Genomic DNA, 16,794 nt, shown 5'->3' on the forward strand with positions numbered 1-16,794 from the left:
GAAGTGCGAATAGCCAAACACGATGCCAACGGCAATTTTCTGGGAGTAGCATATAGTGAAACCAGCAAAGATTACCAACCCTACCACGTAGCAATATCTTCCGACCATCGCTCGCCTGGTGATGGAGGATCTCCATTTGCCATAGCAATAGCATACACCGATTATACTGCTGTTGAAGGTTTTTCTTGGTTAAATTATGCTTATTCTCTTGATGGTGGCAGTTCTTTTACCAGGAGGGTAATATACAGCTTGGAGGGAGAGCGTAAATTAGGCAGAGTAGATGTCTCATTAGGCAAGGCACGTTCCGCAATATTCGGAATGGCGGGTATAGCCTTCGAAATGGGTGATGCTGACGGATATAACTGTCGCAATATCGGATTTTTGGCAAACTATATGGATTACGACAACAACTTTGCTTGGTCGGGACCTATAAACTTATCTAAAGTAATTCCCAACGCCGAAAATAACACACGAAACCCAAAAGTGCAATGGTTTGGAAACAGTGAGTTAAATCCTACTATTGGTGGAGTTAGCTCATTTAATTTTATCGTTGCTTTTGATAGAAGATATAGTGAAAGTGATGTTGATGTTAAATATGTTTATCCGAAAACGAGTTTTAATATAGGCACAGGACACACTCCTGCAATTAGTGACTTTGATTGGGCAAGTCTAGATGATGCTAATTCAACAATTGACAGAGATGTAGCACTTTCGTTTGATAAACAATACAACCACTACTTGGCTACTTATATAAAAGAATATGGTAGTTCTTTTAATATGATGTACAAGTATATTGATACAGATAAAATAAACGACCAAACATATTGGACTACTCTCGGATGTTACAGCATGGCTATGAAAAGCAATACAGATAATGCCTACTCAACTTCTATAGATATAAATCCTACCAAAAACCAAGTGTGCTGGTCGTGGACAACAGACTCTCACTCTGCGGGCAATAACACCGTATGGACAGATGCCGAATGGAGTACTGTTGATATAGGAAAAATAGTTTCGGCGGATGGGAAATTAAATATATTTCCAAATCCTGCTACCGACGCAATTAATATAAAACTACAAGATATTGACAAATACTATGTAAGAATCATAGATTTTCAAGGTAAACTTATTAAAGAATTCAACTTTACAGGTAACCAAGCTGAAATTAGTTTGGATAATATACCCGCAGGTATTTACATGTTAAAATGTAATTCGGGCAAAAAACAATATACCGAAAAGTTTATTAAGTCACTATAACAAAACACATAAAACAAAACTTTATATCCTAAAAAATTAAAAGTCATGAAAACAAAATTTTACTTATTGTTAATCGTCGTTTTGGCGTTGAGTTTCTCCGCCTCGGCTCAAAGATTTGGCTCAGATATAGTATTACACGAATGTACGGGTGATTATTGGGCAAAACCAAAAATATCAGTAGCTGATAACGGATGGATATATGTAATGATGAACAAATATGGACATCCTACAGAAAAAGATATGAGAATATTTTATCGCTCAACAGATGGTGGTGTTACTTTCCAAGAAATCTCATCTGCTCAAACTGCTAGTGGATTTAAAAATGCAGGACGCGATTTCGTTGTAACCGGCAACGATCCGTCAAACATTTCTATTTGGTACTTGTACGCTGTTAATAATACGGCAGCACAATCAACCTCTGTATATTTAAAAAAAATGGATGCTAACGGGCAAAATGGAACTACTATAGTTTTTAAGACCTATGATAACACCAAAACCTATGATGTGGCTATTGCTACCAACGCACGCTCGCCGGAAACTGTTTGGAGTCCATTTACCATTGGTTTTGCTATGACTACTTACAGTATTCCCGAAGACAGAAGCAATGTCGATTACTGGTATTCAACCGACGGAGGAGCCACATTCAACAAAAAATGGGTGTATAACAAAGTTGGGTCGGTGTTCGGCTCTATTGATTTATCTATCGGACAAGCAAACGCAAGTGCATATTGGCCTTGTGCAGGTGTTGTATTTGAAATGGACAAAGAAACCTCCGGTCTTGGCAACATAGGGTTTCAAACTTTTGTTGCAGACGGTTATACTGTTTCTGATGTTTTGCAGGTAAATAAGAAATATAGCAGTTATGTTACGGCTAAAGAACCAAAAATTCAATGGCTGTGCAACAACACCTTAAACGAGCCGTACAACTTTATGATTGCCTACTCTAATTATTGGAATAGTAATGATTGGGATATTATAAAGATTCATCCCGAAGCTGGTTATGGCTTGGGTGCATCACACACGCTGGACAATTTAGATTGTAAATATATCGCAGGTAGCGTTACCAAAAATGAATTTTATCCGGACTTATCATACGACAAAAACTATAACAACTACCTTTTAACTTACGTTGAAAATGAGGGCGACAAATATGTGCTGAAATATAAAACACAGCATTATACTAAATTTGATCAAGGGTCTGGTGGATGGACACTTGTAGGCGATGTTTCTTCAGTCTCTTCCGGAAATGAACGTTTTTTCTCTCCTGTGGTGGATATTGACCTTACCCGTACAGAAGCTTGTTTTGCATTTGAATATTACCATTGGGGATCACCTAGTATTACCCGTTTGCTTTTTGATTCCGAATGGAGTACTGTTGATACAAAGGAAATAGTTTCGGCAGACGAAAAGTTGAGTATATTTCCAAATCCCGCAACCAACACAATAAACATTAAACTTCAAGATAGTGATAAATATTCTGTAAAAATTATAGATTTTCAAGGTAAACTTATTAAAGAAGTTAGTTTTACAGGCAATCAAATCAAAATTAGTTTGGAAAACATGCCTGCGGGAATTTATATGTTGAAAATAAATTCGGGTAAAAAACAGTATACCGAAAAGTTTATTAAGTCACTATAACAAAATACATAAAGCTAAACTTTATAATTAAAAAAAATCATGAAAACAAAATTTTACTACTTACTAATTGCCATTTTAGCGTTGAGTTTTACCGCTTCGGCTCAAAAATTCGGCTCTGATGTAGTACTACATGAATGTAGCGGAGATTATAGGATACAGCCTAAAATATCAGTTGCCGACAATGGATGGATATATGTTTTAATGAACAAATATGATCATCCTACCGAAAAAGATGAGACAAGAATCTACCGTTCAAAAGACGGTGGCGCAAATTTTGAACAAATCTATCATGGAATCACTCCTACGGGTATTAAGCAAGGAGGACGCGATTTTGTGGTAACAGGCAGTAATGAGTCGGATATTAATATCTGGTATTTATATGCTGACAACAATATGACAATACAAAAAACCAGTCTATATTTAGTAAAGATGGATGCTGATGCAAAAAATGGTTCTACTATATATTCTTTTAGTTATGAGAACACTAAGACCAAAGACGTTGCTATAGCCACCAACGCACGCTCACCGGAATTTGTATTTACACCATTTATTATTGGTTTTGCCTTTACCAACCACAGCATCGACGTTGATAGAGGTAATGTTGAATATTGTTATTCTATGGACGGTGGCGCCACCTTCGACAAAAAGTGGATATACAATAAAGTTGGTTCATCCTTTGGTAGTATTGATATCTCTATTGGGCAAGCAGATGAAAATTTATATATGCCGAGAGTGGGTATTGTTTTTGAAATGGATATACATACCGAAAACAATATTGGTTTTATCGCTGGTTATGCGTACGGAGGTGATATGACTGATGTTTTACAAGTAAATAAGAAATATTCAACTACTTTTTCAAGCTATGAACCAAAAATTCAATGGTTGTGCAACAACACCTTAGACGAACTAAACAACTTTATGATTGCATACACTTGTCAATATAGCAGTATCGATTGGGATATTATGAAGATTTTTCCTAAACCATCTTATGATATCTATAATCACACCCTAGATAATTTGGATTGGGCTCATGTTGCATCGGCACCCGATAAAATCGAAGTAACCCCTGACTTATCATATGACAAAAAATACAACAATTACCTTTTAGCTTATGTCGAAAAAAATGACGACGAATATACATTAAAATACAAAGTTCAACATTATACTAAAATAGATCAAGGTCCTTCAGGTTGGGTACATGTAGGCGACGTTTCTTTATCCTCTTTAGGAAATGGTTATTTTTATTTCCCTGCGGTAGACATAGACCTCACCCGTTCAAAAGCCTGTATCGCATTTGAATATCACAATTCAGCATCACCAAAGGTTACCAAATTGCTTTTCGATAGTGAATGGAGTACTCTTGATTCAGAAAAAATATTTTCGTCTAACGGAGAGTTAAATGTATTTCCAAATCCCGCAACCAACACAATAAACATTAAACTACAAGATAGTGATAAATATTCAGCAAAAATCATAGACTTTCAAGGTAAACTTATTAAAAAAGTATGTTTTGCAGGCAATCAAACCAAAATTAGTTTGGAAAACATGCCTGCGGGAATTTATATGTTGAAAATAAATTCGGGTAAAAAACAATACACTGAAAAATTTATTAAATTATAATAACCAAAATTCAAACAAAGTTTTATCTTTGCATGAAATAATTAACTTAATAACAAACATCAAAAAATCAAAAATCATGAAAACTAAATTTTTATCATTAATTTGCCTATCCCTTATATTGGCGATAATGGCATCGTGCACAGATGAACCAATAACTAAAAGTATTGCTATCAAAAATCAAAAAGTGGCATTTAATATTGCTTCAACAACTCCATCAAAGGGCAACTTCTCAGTTAATTTTGACGAAGGAGAAGAAGTGCTATTCGAAGGTGAAATTAACGTCGCAAAAGTTCTTGACAGTATCGGATTCCCACTCAGCAGCTTAAATTCTTTTGCAATTACAGGTGGAACACTTGAAGAAGAAATTCCTTCGGGATATGACATGCACGGACTCGTAGGAATGAAACTCTATTTTGACAATACTGATAATTTGGTAGCTAGAGCAGACGTAGTTGAAGAAGGTACAGTACTTCGTTTTACCATTGTTAATGGCGAATTATTAAACAAACTTGAAAACGAAAAGCTATACATAATACTTGTTGGTACACGTCCTAATGTTGATTTATCCGTAGAACTTGTAATGGATTTTTTGGCAAATTTCACTTTGGTCGATTAATTTAATAAAGTTAAATAAACTTATAAAATCTAGTCGATTTTAATTAATGAAATAGAAATCACCCTTTGGGTTAGACCCAAAGGGTGATTTATTATTAGGGACATACACTTTTTTTTAGCTTGTTGTGTTAATACAATCTTACTACTTTTGCGAGCATTATTATAATAAATCTTTTTTTATGAAAGCTATACTTACCATAGGGTTGCTGATTTGCTCCAATATTTTTATGACTTTTGCGTGGTACGGACATTTAAAACTTGCTGAGTTTCCGTGGTTTAGCAAACTATCGCTATTTGGAATTATTGTTTTTAGTTGGGGCGTCGCTTTTTTCGAGTATTGTTTTCAGGTTCCTGCAAACAGGATTGGGTTTATCAACAACGGCGGACCGTTTTCGTTGGTTCAACTTAAAGTGTTGCAGGAAGTTATAACGCTAGTAGTTTTTATGGTTTTCTCTTACGTAGTTTTTCAATCGCAGATAAAACCCAACCATATCATAGGTTTTGCGCTGTTAGTATTGGCGGTGTATTTTATTTTCAAGTAATAGAATTATCTCTATTCTTTTATTGCTCAATAATATTTGTAAACAATTTTTATTACGGGCGAATTGCTCATGTCTGCGGGATTTGTTCCTGGTTCGCCTTCCGGAACAGCTTTGCCTAATTCCTCATAATGCTTTATCCAGTAAGCGTCAATGCTATCAGTTTCGGGGTTTTTGAAAGTCATTGCCAAAGGTTTAAAAATTGGCTTATCTAGCGAATCTAAAAATGCAAAACGAACCAACTCGCTACAATAAAATTGATTGTTGGTTTCATCGTAAGCGTAGTCGTATTCTTTACCTAAGTGGCTTTCGGCGTTTTTTATAGCACCCGGAATTGTGTATTCAAACTCCTTGTGCACCCTCCCTACCGCCATTAAATATTTGTTGTTTAGTACTGCTGTCTTTTCAAAATATTCTTCTAATGGCGTTTTTACTACACCCTCAGGAGAAGTTGCTTCTATAACAAACGTCTCGTCATTTTCAATACTCACAATTCCGACGTGTGTAAAAGGAATTTCCATGTCTTTACCTGTGCTGGTTTGAATAGCGACAAGCAATTCAGAATTGCCCTCCCCGACCGAAAACAGTAAATCACCGGTTTGTAACTTAAATTGGTTTTCTTTCTCAGCACAAGATTGTACGAAAATCAAAATAGAAAGTAAGAAGTATAGTTTATGCATGGCATGTTGATTAAATCGTTTTGGGTGCAAATGTAATTGCTTTGCACGATTTATCAAGAAGACTAATATTTTATATCATATTTCCCTCTCCTACTTCAAATAATCTTCCGCCAGAGCAACCCAGTAGGTTGCGCCTCGACTTAGCATGTCTTGATTGAAAACGTATTTTGGGTGGTGTACCATAAAGGTATCGCCGTTGCCAATCATGCAGTAGGTTCCAACTTTTTCTTTAAGCATAAATGCAAAGTCTTCGCTGCCCATGTATGGATGCATGTTTTCCACAACTTGGTCTTCGCCAAAGGTAGCTTTTGCAACATTTGCAGCCCATTTTGTGTTTTCGGGTGTGTTTATCAAAACAGCTCCGGCAACACCCTCGCGAATTTCATAAGCACAATTAAACGATTCGGCTTGAGCTTTGGTAATAGAACGGATTTTGTCAAGAACCATGGTGCGAAGGTCTGGCTCCATATTTCGGATACTCAAACGCAAGATAGCTTTCTGTGGAACAGCATTGCCTGCCACACCCGATTGGAACGCACCCACATTTACTACCGAGTTTTTCCAAGGCGATACATTACGGCTTACAATGGTTTGTAATGCCATTACAAGCGATGCTCCGCACACCAATGGGTCTATGCTCAACTCAGGCATTGAACCGTGCGAACCCTTACCTGTCAACTCAATTTCCCAGTTATCGACTGCAGCCATTGTTTCACCTTCTCGGAAATGGAATTTGCCTAAAGGTAAGCCCGGCATATTGTGCATTCCGTATACTGCATCAACAGGGAAACGTTTGAAAAGTCCGTCTGCTACCATTGCCGGTGCACCTTCCATGGTTTCTTCGCCAGGTTGGAATATAAAGCGAACAGTGCCGTTAAAGTTTTTAGTTTCTGACAAATATTTTCCTGCACCGAGTAGCATTGTAGCGTGTGCATCGTGTCCACACAAGTGAGACCAACCTTCTATTTTGCTTTTGTACGACAAGTCGTTGTCTTCAAGTATTGGTAAAGCATCAAAATCGGCACGCATGCCTATGGATTTATTTCCGTTGCCCACAGTTAAAGAGCCAACTACACCTGTTCCGCCAATGCCTTCAACAACATCATAACCCCACGATTTCAGTTTTTCGGCAATATATTTTGCCGTTTTAGGAGTATCCATATTCAATTCCGGATTTTGGTGCATGTAGTCCATCCACTCTTTCATTTCGGGTTGAAGTTTTGCAACTTCGGATAATAATTTTTCATTCATGATATTTGAATTTTTATAGATTTATTGTGTTATTTTATCAATTTCTAATATGTTTCAGTTGGGTAGTGGCACTAACCAACTCGTTTCCTTCTTTCTTTAACTTAGATTTTAAGTATTCCCTTTAATATCTTTAAGTAATCTTAATTGTTTCATCCACTCTTTGAATACCCTATAAATCCAGATTCATTATATCCTTACGCAAAGTCGATTCAATTTTTTTGCAAAAACTCGTATGTTATAGTATTTTTAACAAAACACATTTACAATTGCAAATATAATTGTTTTATCGAGAAATATTGATGAGATTATTTGGTTTTTTACAAACTTTTTAAGTAAGCTGCAACTTCTATTTTATCATCAAACTCAAGCCACATCTTACACTCAAATTGTCTTCCAAAAACACATTTCCCATAACCCAACCTTTTGATTTTGCATCTAACTCAATATAAGGCTGCAAATACCCCATTGGATAGGAACCTCTAATGCTAAGCATTCCGCCTAAACTGGCTTCTTTGGTCGTAAAAGACTGGTTTTTGGGCTGTGTCCAGAGCATACCTCTACCGCTAATCAAAAATTTGTTATTTAGTAGTGGCTTATCTATTATTGCACCTTCTATTCCAAAAAACGATGAATTGTAGTTATTATAGTTGTGAAGTGCGAAAAAGAAGTTATTTTTCGGTGTTTTATAAAAAATATCAAGACTAATATCGTTACCAAAGGGAGTTAGCAGGTGCCTGACTGCAAAACTTCCGTAGTAGTTTCCTTGTTCAGAAGATTTGAGCTTGAATTTTGGAAAACCAACTAAATGTGGAGATAGTATATTTAGCCATTGCAAATTTCCTTGTCTTTGTAGATATTTAAGTTCTTCGTCGCTGAGTTCTGAGGGTTTTATATAACGATTGATACCCACACCCGAAGGATGAACTCCCCTATCTTCATATGGTCTGTCGGGGTTGAATAAGGCGTTTACCCACGTGGTAAAGTCGGAACCCGTAAAATCACGTTTAGATATGTCTGAACCCTCATTTTCGTTTGATTCGTCAATTAATTTGTCAAAAACTTCTGCATTGCCCGAATTTCTGACATAAAAAATATTGCTCATGGTACTTAACCAGTAAAAAGGAGCATGTGGCAAATCCTGATTATAATAAAAATCGTTTTTCTGTAAAGTCTGAATTTGGTGATATTGCCCTTCTAAACCTGCTGTCTGAAGTCTTATAAAATCATAAGTATGATTGTCCGATAGGCGAATTAAATCCTCATCCTTGACCTTTCTTACAGAAACAGTTGCTTGCCCAAAAGGAAAAGTGTTCATATCGTTAAAACTGTTAATTTCTCTCCTTGTCATAACAGCCCTATGATATTCCTCGTGAAGCCAACCATAACCAAAAGGAACATAAGATGTAAAAATATCAAATCCTGCAGCAATGCAATAATTATATAAAATTCTTAGAAACTCATTTTTTGTCTTGACCATTTTTTTTATTCCATAATGTGCTGACGAATACAGATTGTTTGACATAGCCAAAGATTGCTGCATGCTTGGATTGGCAAAGCCGGTAAAAAAATTACCTCTTATATTAGTTGCATAACACTGATATGGCAGGTCTATTAATGGAAAATCTAAAATAAGTCCTACTGTATCGGCGTTGTTTTGTGTTTGTGCCAAACTAGCCTGTTTAAAAAACAAAAGCACAAATATGAATATCAATATTCTTGTTTTCATTTTATTTGTTTTTTAATATTATCTCAATTGGTATTCAATTATTTACAATTGCAAATATAATTATTTTTTTGTAAGATATAAACAAAGTTTTGGTTTATCCAACCATGCTTTATTTCTTAATAGTAACTTCTCGGATTGATTTTCATCGTAGGTTTTCTGAGTTTATCTTTCAAGTTAATATCAACCATCCATTGCTTTTTATCAAGAACTAATTCTTGTATAAAATACTCTATTTCGGGCAAAAACTCTTTCATTGGGTAGCTGGCAACTTCGTGACCAATGCCTTCCATTGAATAGAAAACGTACGGATAACCTTGCTTTCTGAATTGCTTTGCCAAAGATTTGGAACCAAACATTCCTAACCTAAAGACTCGGATTTGCTTGTAAGGAACCATATTGTCGCCACTACCATGGAAAAACAGCGTGGGAGCAGGATTTATTATGTACGATGGCTTGCCTTCTTTGCTGAAAATAGCTCCGGCATAAGAAATTACACCTGCGTATTGAAACGATTGTGGAAGTACGCTTGCCGATTCTTTTTGATTGCGTTTTTCGTAATCGGCTTGCAAAACAGTAATAGCTCCCGCACTTGAACCGCTGATAATTATTTTGCTTGTATCGATATTTAACTCGTCGGCGTGTTCTATCAAATAATCCGTTGCCGAGTACAAATCTGCAACTGCTATATCAATAGAGTTTAGCAAGGGTTTGTAATTAAAAATACCAGGAACTTTTTGATTCTTCATTCCCAATCGGTAATCGATTGATACCACTTTAAAACCTCTTTCGGCAAAATACTGAAAGTAATCGTTGTAATATTCGGCATCTCGTGTACCCTCTTTAAAACCTCCGCCAAAAACAAAAATCAGACAGGGTTGCTGGGTGCTATAAATAGAATCGAAAGAACAAACATCCATTTTGAGTTCTTGTCCGTCTTTAACGGCAAAAACATGTGTGCTTTTTGTAATCTGAGCCGAAGCGGAAAATAGCGAAAAGAAAAAGAGTAAGGGAATAAGTAAAATCTTGTATCTGTTCATTGTATTGTTGTTTGATGTGTTTTATATGTTTTGTTTTCAAATTGCTAAGGTATAATTATTTTCGTCTTTACTTGTATAAAAACACGAAAATATTTTGTATTTTTATACCTTTGCGGAAAATATGTATAAAGCAATTAGTATCTTACACTAAAAATAAATATTTTATGACAAATTCCAAAAAATCGATTTTCGCAAAAAAAATGAAGACGTATGCTATTGCATTCTTTGTATTGTTGTCTATTTGGATAGTTTTGGCTTTTTTCAAATTCCAGTATAGCGAATATGTAGAAGCGATTATATGTGTGGCTATGGCTTTAACTTTTGTTCTAACAGGCTACTTTGGAGCAAAAATGCAACTAGAAAAAGGCAAAAACAGTTCTGCACTTATAGTAATGTTTGTCACAGGCTATATGTTTTGTAGAATCCTTGAAAGGGCTATGAATTTATTATTTTAGACTAAAGCTACAGAAGTACTAAACTCCTTTTCTTTATCTCGGAAAGGAGTTTTTTATATCAAAAAGGATAATTAATTAGCACTTTATACGTTATTTTTACGTAGTTTTGTAACTTCTTTAATTAATATTGTCATATAAGCGAAATTAAAAAACTATAGAAAATATATTAAATTTAACACAACCAATAAGTTTCTTATGAGATTACAAGCAAAACCCTTATGTATTTTATTATTCTTGTTGCCACTTTTTGCAATTAACATTGCTAAGGCTCAAGTAAGCAATAACGTCCGCGAATACAAACTTGCAAACGGACTTACGGTAATTTTAGACGAAAATCACGATAAACCCGAAGTCTTTGGTATGGTTTCGGTAAAAGCTGGCGGAAAAAACGACCCCGCCGATGCAACCGGAATGGCTCACTATCAAGAGCATATGCTTTTTAAAGGTACCGAAACCTTAGGCACCACCGATTGGGAAAAAGAAAAACCGCATATAGACCGTATTTTTGAACTATACGACCAATTGGGAAAAACCAAGGATGAAAACGAACGCAAGGAAATTCAAAGCAAAATAAACGAAGAGTCGATAAAAGCTAACAAATACGCAATACCCAACGAACTTTGGAACTTGATTAACGAAATGGGTGGAACCATGATGAATGCAGGTACCGGACCTGACTACACCGTTTATTACAACATGTTTCCGTCGAACCAAATATTAAAATGGTTGGATTTATACGCACATCGTTTTATTGACCCTGTTTTTCGTAGCTTTCAGGCTGAACTGGAAGTCGTTTACGAAGAAAAAAACCTTTACAACGACATGTTCCAAACCGGATTTTTAGAAGAGTTTCAAAAACATTTTTTCAAAAATCACCCTTACGGTCAACAGACACTTATAGGCACAATTGAAGATTTGAAAAATCCATCGTTGACAAAAATGTACGAATTTTTCAAAACCTATTACGTACCCAACAATATGGCGTTGATACTTGTCGGAGATTTTAATTCGGAAGAAATAATGCCCATAATTGAAGAGAAATTTGGAAAATGGATACCCGGCGAAGTTCCTGAACCAACAGTTTGGAAAGAAGCTCCATTTAATGGTCGTGAGTTCTATGAAGCCAAACTCACACCTATAAGAATAGGTATGCTCGGATATAGAGCTCCATCGGTAATAGATGAGGATTATGTTAAAACAGAAGTGATGATAAATTTATTAAACAACAGCTACTCTACAGGCGTGTTGGATAAACTAACAGACGACGGCAAGTTGTTGGCTGCTAATGCAGTTCCCATGCCTTATCAAGACCATGGAGCTGTTGCAATAATTTATGTTCCAAAACTAGTAGGTCAAAAGTTCAGCAGTGCTGAAAAAATCATTCTCGATGAAATTGAAAAAATAAAAAAAGGCGAATTTGATGTTGAAACGCTTGAAAGCATCAAAAAGAACAAATACATCTCTTTTGTCAGCAACATGGAAAATAACTCCAATAGAGCTTTGGGATACAGTGGTTATTTCACAGTAGGGAAACCAGTCAGCGATTATTATAAATATCCAGATAAAGTAAAAGCCTTGACCAAAGAAGATATTGTTAATATAGCTTGTGAAATATTCGGCGACAACTATCTTTCGTTCAACTCAAAAATGGGCTTTCCTAAGAAAGAGAAAATTGAAAAGCCCGGATTTAAGCCCTTAACTACCAATACAAACGTACGTAGCGAGTACGCACAACACTTAGATAATGTTAAAACGTTAGAACCAACTTTTAATATTATAGATTTCGACAAGGATATTGAACGAGTATCTGTTTCCAATGGCGTTGAATTGCTGAAAGTAGAAAATCACGTTAATGATATATTCTCGTTGACATTTGAATACAAAGTTGGAGAAGCCGAAATCCCACTTTTGACCTATGCAACACAGGCGGTTAATTTTTGCGGAGCAGGAGATTTATCACTAGACGAGCTAAAAAATGAGTTTGCAAAAATAGGTACTACGTTTAGTGCACAGTCGACCAGAACATCGACTATTATTGATATTAAAGGAGAAGAAGAAAGCCTTGAAAGGACAATTGAGCTGATTGGACTTTTGATTGATAAGCCAACACTTGAACAATCGAAGATTAAAACCATAATTGAAGGCGAACTAACAGAACGTAAAATGGAACGCTCCGAACCCGATGCTGTTGCCAACGCACTGTTGAACTACTCATTATACGGAGATAAATCGGAGTATATCGACAGATTGTCAACTAAAGAAGTGAAAAAACTGCAAGCTCCTGATGTGGTTGACGCCTTCAAAAAGGCTACAACCTATAACCTTCAAGTTCGCTTTACAGGTAAATCATCTGCAGAAGATCTTTCCGAAATGATAAGAAAATACGTTCCTTTGCAAGAAACACCTTTGACCGACAAGCACGAATTGGATAAGCCACGAAAAAGATATTCGGAAAACACAATATTGTTTGTCAATAAGCCAAAGGCTCGTCAAAGCAAGATGTTCTTTTATCTTAACGGCAATTTGTTCTCGCCCGAGAAAGCCGTTGAAATTGAAGCTTTCAACGAGTATATTGGCGGTGGCTTCAACGGACTTATTCTTCAAGAAATCAGAGAATACCGCTCGTTGGCTTATGGTGCAGGCGGAAATTTCAGTCTTCCGAAAGAGTTTGGAAAACCTTACGATTTCTTTGGTTACGTCGGTACCCAAGCTGATAAAACACTTACTGCAATGGAAGTGTTTACTTCGTTAATCAGAGAAATGCCGCAAAAACCCGAACGTACCGATATGATTCGCAACTATCTTGAGCTTTCGTCACAGACCAAAAGACCTGGTTTTAGAGGACTTGCCAATTCCGTCGAAAATTGGAAACGTTTAGGATACAAAAACGACCCAATAACCGTTAAGTTAGACGGATACAAAAATCTGACTTGGGAGACTATCAACAATTTCTATATCAACAAAGTAAAAGACAAACCAATGGTTTATATGATTGTTGGCGACAAAAAACAAATTGATATGAAAGAGTTGGCTAAATACGGAAAAGTTATAGAAATTAAAGAAAAGAGTTTGTATAGGAAATAAATATTATATCTTATCACTAGCGATGCCTTTAAAGGCATCGCTAGTGATGTATGTTAATTTATCTTAAAAGACGAGTGTTATTTCTTTGATTTAGAAATGTTGCATAATTTTGCATGAAATAAATCGGGGTGCCTATAATCGGCTGAGATCATACCCTTGAACCTGATCGGGATAATACCTGCGTAGGAAAATGAGAAGAATCTACTTTTCAACGGTTTGATACCCCAATTTTATTTTAGTATTAACTTATAAAAACAAATAAAAATGGAACAAATGGTATCAGCAGGAATTATAGATTCCTATTTCAAAAAACTCAAAAATCATTTATCAGTTGATGTTGCAATTGTCGGAGGCGGACCTTCCGGAATGGTTGCATCGTATTACCTTGCTAAGAAAGGTTTAAAAGTGGCTCTGTACGAACGCAAACTTGCACCAGGTGGTGGAATGTGGGGCGGTGCTATGATGTTTAACGAGATTGTTGTACAAAAAAATGCACTTCATATTTTAGACGAACTTGAAATAACCTACAAACATTACGAAGACGACTATTATACCATGGATTCCGTGCATGCTACATCGTCGCTCATATATCACGCTACTAAAGCTGGAGCTATCATGTTTAACTGTACTTCGGTTGAAGATGTGGTTTTTTTAGACAATAAAGTTGCCGGTTTGGTAATAAACTGGGCACCTATCCATCGTGAAGGTCTTCATGTTGACCCACTCGTTGTTATGGCAAAAGCTGTTATTGACGGAACAGGACACGATTGTGATGTTGCACGCACATTGGAACGCAAAAACGATATTAAACTATTCACTGAAACAGGAAAGGTCGTTGGAGAAAGATCCCTTTCGGTAGATGAAGCTGAACGTACTACCGTGGAAAATACCAAAGAGATATTCCCCGGACTATATGTCTCGGGAATGGCAGCTAACGGCGTAAGTGGCGGTTTCAGAATGGGACCTATTTTTGGCGGTATGTTGCTTTCGGGTAAAAAAGTAGCTGAACTTATTGCAGATAAACTTTTGAAATAATATGGAAAATTTTGGAACATATATCATTCTTACAAAACCGCAACTTCCTTATACAACAATAGCTGAAAAATGTGTTGAAGCCGGTATAAAAATGTTGCAATTGCGTGAAAAGCACTTGTCTGACAGGGAATTAGTGCAAATTGGACGAGATATTCGCTCAATAACCAAAGGCAGCGAAACAAGTTTTGTTATCAACGACAGACCTGATATTGCCGTGCTTTGCGATGCCGATTACTTACATCTTGGTCAAGACGACATTACGATAGAAGATGCTCGGAAAATTGTGGGAAATATGAAAATTGGACTTTCAACCCACTCCATTGAGCAAGCAAGAGATGCCTTGACTAAAAATCCGGATTATATTGGATTTGGTCCTATCTACCCGACAAATGCAAAGGCAAAACCCGACAAACCTGTTGGAACAGAACTATTGAAAGAAGTCCTGTCTTTCGCTGCAGTCCCCGTAGTTGCTATTGGAGGCATTTTCCCCGAAAACATAAACGAAGTGATTGATGCAGGAGCCAAAAACATTGCAATGGTAAGGTATTTTATGCAGACATCTGATTTTACACAAAGGGTAAATAAGATAAATCGGATGTTGAATAAGACTTATTAGCTCACTGGCGATGCCTTTAAAGGCATCGCTAGTGAGCTCATCAAAAATTATATTTATTCAATTGCCGTGCCTTGAAAGACACGGCAATTGATATTTTTTATTAAGCTTTAGCACAAAATTATCTATTTTTCAGTTTTAAAATTATAGCCCTCTATTAGGTCATTATATTCATCGGTAAAGGTTTGTCTTTTATGATGACTTTCTTGTTTGATGATATAATTTCTTACTTTATCAATCATTGACTCAGAAACCGAAACCGCAAAATATTTATCTTGCCATTCAAATTTTTCATCAATTAATTCATTCTGGTTTATCCAACGGGAAGATTCTCCTTTTATTAAATTAGCTACTTTGCTAATAGTTTGGTTAGCCGATAATGATACTAAGCAATGGCAATGATCGGAATATCCGTTAACCACATCAACAAAAATGCCTTTATCTTCAGCGTTCCCTTTGATATGTTTCCAGACTTTCAATCGCAATTCCGGCGAATACAAAAACGGGTACCTTTCACGAGTTGCCCAAACCAAATGAACATAAATTCTAACGAAAGACATTATATCATAAATTTTGATTCCATTTCCCCCGCTCGCGCGCTTTTATAAAGCGTGCGACATTTTTATTCTATAAGTATTATGTCCAAAATCCCTTTCCCTCCAGCATAATCTAAAGCACTACTGTGTATGTAGTCTTCCGCTCTATAAACAATACCTCCTTTCACTGGATTTTGGTGTATATAATTTAGCTTCTGTGTAATAACCGCATTACTCCACAACTCAATTGGCTTATTATCTTTTTGCCAAAAACGAATTCCTTGAGGTGTAATGAATTGTTTTAAAAGCATATCCTTTCTACTTTCCTTAATATTTTCCTCAATTGCTTTAACCAAAACTTTGCTTGTATGTTTTTTATAATCACGAAGTATATCTTGCAACAAAAATCCTTCTTTTGCGCGAATAATCATATGAATATGATTAGTCATAATGCACCAAGCAAATATTTCCAAACCTTTGTTTTGTTGACAATATTTTAAGTTTTCTAAAAGTATGTTTTTATATTCGACACGAGTAAAAACATCTATCCATCCTTTAACTGCAAAAGTTGTAAAGTAAATACCTTCAGGATTATGAAATTTATACCTACTGCTCATTTTTATATATTTTGTATTAGTAGATACGCACGCTTTGCAAAAGCGTGCGAGCGAAAAAAATCTTTCGCTTGCAGGCTTTTGCAAAGCCTGC

General features: G+C 36.0%; 15 protein-coding genes and 1 riboswitch. Of the genes, 9 read left to right on the plus strand and 6 right to left on the minus strand.

Annotated features, from left to right (window positions below):
- From PHP31_05290 to PHP31_05310, 5 genes are all read left to right on the plus strand, one after another.
- A partial coding sequence (locus PHP31_05290) for a T9SS type A sorting domain-containing protein (protein ID MDD3738688.1) occupies nucleotides 1-1,257 on the plus strand: 1,257 nt, incomplete at its 5' end.
- Nucleotides 1,258-1,302: 45 nt separating this feature from the next.
- Nucleotides 1,303-2,895 carry a T9SS type A sorting domain-containing protein gene (locus PHP31_05295; GenBank protein ID MDD3738689.1) on the plus strand — a complete coding sequence of 531 codons (1,593 nt, stop codon included), beginning with the start codon at nucleotides 1,303-1,305 and terminating at the stop codon, nucleotides 2,893-2,895.
- Nucleotides 2,896-2,934: 39 nt separating this feature from the next.
- Nucleotides 2,935-4,515 (plus strand): T9SS type A sorting domain-containing protein, encoded by a 1,581-nt coding sequence (locus tag PHP31_05300; protein ID MDD3738690.1) that lies wholly within the window; start codon nucleotides 2,935-2,937, stop codon nucleotides 4,513-4,515.
- Nucleotides 4,516-4,591: 76 nt separating this feature from the next.
- Nucleotides 4,592-5,131, plus strand: coding sequence for a hypothetical protein (locus PHP31_05305; protein ID MDD3738691.1), 540 nt, complete (start codon nucleotides 4,592-4,594; stop codon nucleotides 5,129-5,131).
- A 178-nt stretch (nucleotides 5,132-5,309) separates the two neighbouring features.
- Nucleotides 5,310-5,672 carry a DMT family protein gene (locus tag PHP31_05310; GenBank protein ID MDD3738692.1) on the plus strand — a complete coding sequence of 121 codons (363 nt, stop codon included), beginning with the start codon at nucleotides 5,310-5,312 and terminating at the stop codon, nucleotides 5,670-5,672.
- 26 nt (nucleotides 5,673-5,698) lie between these two features.
- On the opposite strand, the gene PHP31_05315 is transcribed toward PHP31_05310, so the two are convergent.
- The 4 genes from PHP31_05315 to PHP31_05330 form a co-directional block, all read right to left on the minus strand.
- Nucleotides 5,699-6,349 (minus strand): YiiX/YebB-like N1pC/P60 family cysteine hydrolase, encoded by a 651-nt coding sequence (locus PHP31_05315; protein MDD3738693.1) that lies wholly within the window; start codon nucleotides 6,347-6,349, stop codon nucleotides 5,699-5,701.
- 90 nt (nucleotides 6,350-6,439) lie between these two features.
- Nucleotides 6,440-7,600 carry a M20 family metallopeptidase gene (locus PHP31_05320; protein ID MDD3738694.1) on the minus strand — a complete coding sequence of 387 codons (1,161 nt, stop codon included), beginning with the start codon at nucleotides 7,598-7,600 and terminating at the stop codon, nucleotides 6,440-6,442.
- A 346-nt stretch (nucleotides 7,601-7,946) separates the two neighbouring features.
- Entirely contained in the window at nucleotides 7,947-9,326 is a 1,380-nt protein-coding gene (locus PHP31_05325) for a hypothetical protein (GenBank protein MDD3738695.1), read from the minus strand.
- 116 nt (nucleotides 9,327-9,442) lie between these two features.
- Nucleotides 9,443-10,363, minus strand: a complete 921-nt coding sequence (locus PHP31_05330) for an alpha/beta hydrolase fold domain-containing protein (protein ID MDD3738696.1) — start codon at nucleotides 10,361-10,363, stop codon at nucleotides 9,443-9,445.
- Between the two features lie 164 nt (nucleotides 10,364-10,527).
- On the opposite strand from PHP31_05330, the gene PHP31_05335 reads away from it, so the two are divergent.
- The 4 genes from PHP31_05335 to thiE all read left to right on the plus strand — a co-directional run bounded on the left by PHP31_05335 (nucleotide 10,528) and on the right by thiE (nucleotide 15,553).
- Nucleotides 10,528-10,818 carry a hypothetical protein gene (locus PHP31_05335; GenBank protein ID MDD3738697.1) on the plus strand — a complete coding sequence of 97 codons (291 nt, stop codon included), beginning with the start codon at nucleotides 10,528-10,530 and terminating at the stop codon, nucleotides 10,816-10,818.
- Between the two features lie 195 nt (nucleotides 10,819-11,013).
- Complete coding sequence (locus PHP31_05340; protein ID MDD3738698.1) at nucleotides 11,014-13,902, plus strand: insulinase family protein; 2,889 nt, start codon at nucleotides 11,014-11,016, stop codon at nucleotides 13,900-13,902.
- A 114-nt stretch (nucleotides 13,903-14,016) separates the two neighbouring features.
- A riboswitch (TPP riboswitch) is annotated at nucleotides 14,017-14,108 on the plus strand.
- Between the two features lie 58 nt (nucleotides 14,109-14,166).
- On the plus strand, nucleotides 14,167-14,937 hold the full coding sequence (locus tag PHP31_05345) for a sulfide-dependent adenosine diphosphate thiazole synthase (GenBank protein MDD3738699.1): 771 nt from the start codon (nucleotides 14,167-14,169) through the stop codon (nucleotides 14,935-14,937).
- Nucleotide 14,938: 1 nt separating this feature from the next.
- Nucleotides 14,939-15,553 carry a thiamine phosphate synthase gene (thiE, locus tag PHP31_05350; GenBank protein MDD3738700.1) on the plus strand — a complete coding sequence of 205 codons (615 nt, stop codon included), beginning with the start codon at nucleotides 14,939-14,941 and terminating at the stop codon, nucleotides 15,551-15,553.
- A 122-nt stretch (nucleotides 15,554-15,675) separates the two neighbouring features.
- Here the strand turns inward: thiE and tnpA are convergent, their stop codons facing one another.
- Complete coding sequence (tnpA, locus tag PHP31_05355) at nucleotides 15,676-16,110, minus strand: IS200/IS605 family transposase (GenBank protein ID MDD3738701.1); 435 nt, start codon at nucleotides 16,108-16,110, stop codon at nucleotides 15,676-15,678.
- 62 nt (nucleotides 16,111-16,172) lie between these two features.
- Nucleotides 16,173-16,703 (minus strand): transposase, encoded by a 531-nt coding sequence (locus PHP31_05360; GenBank protein ID MDD3738702.1) that lies wholly within the window; start codon nucleotides 16,701-16,703, stop codon nucleotides 16,173-16,175.
- Nucleotides 16,704-16,794 lie beyond the last annotated feature (91 nt).

The organism is Lentimicrobiaceae bacterium (genome assembly GCA_028697555.1).
GTDB lineage: Bacteria > Bacteroidota > Bacteroidia > Bacteroidales > UBA4417 > UBA4417.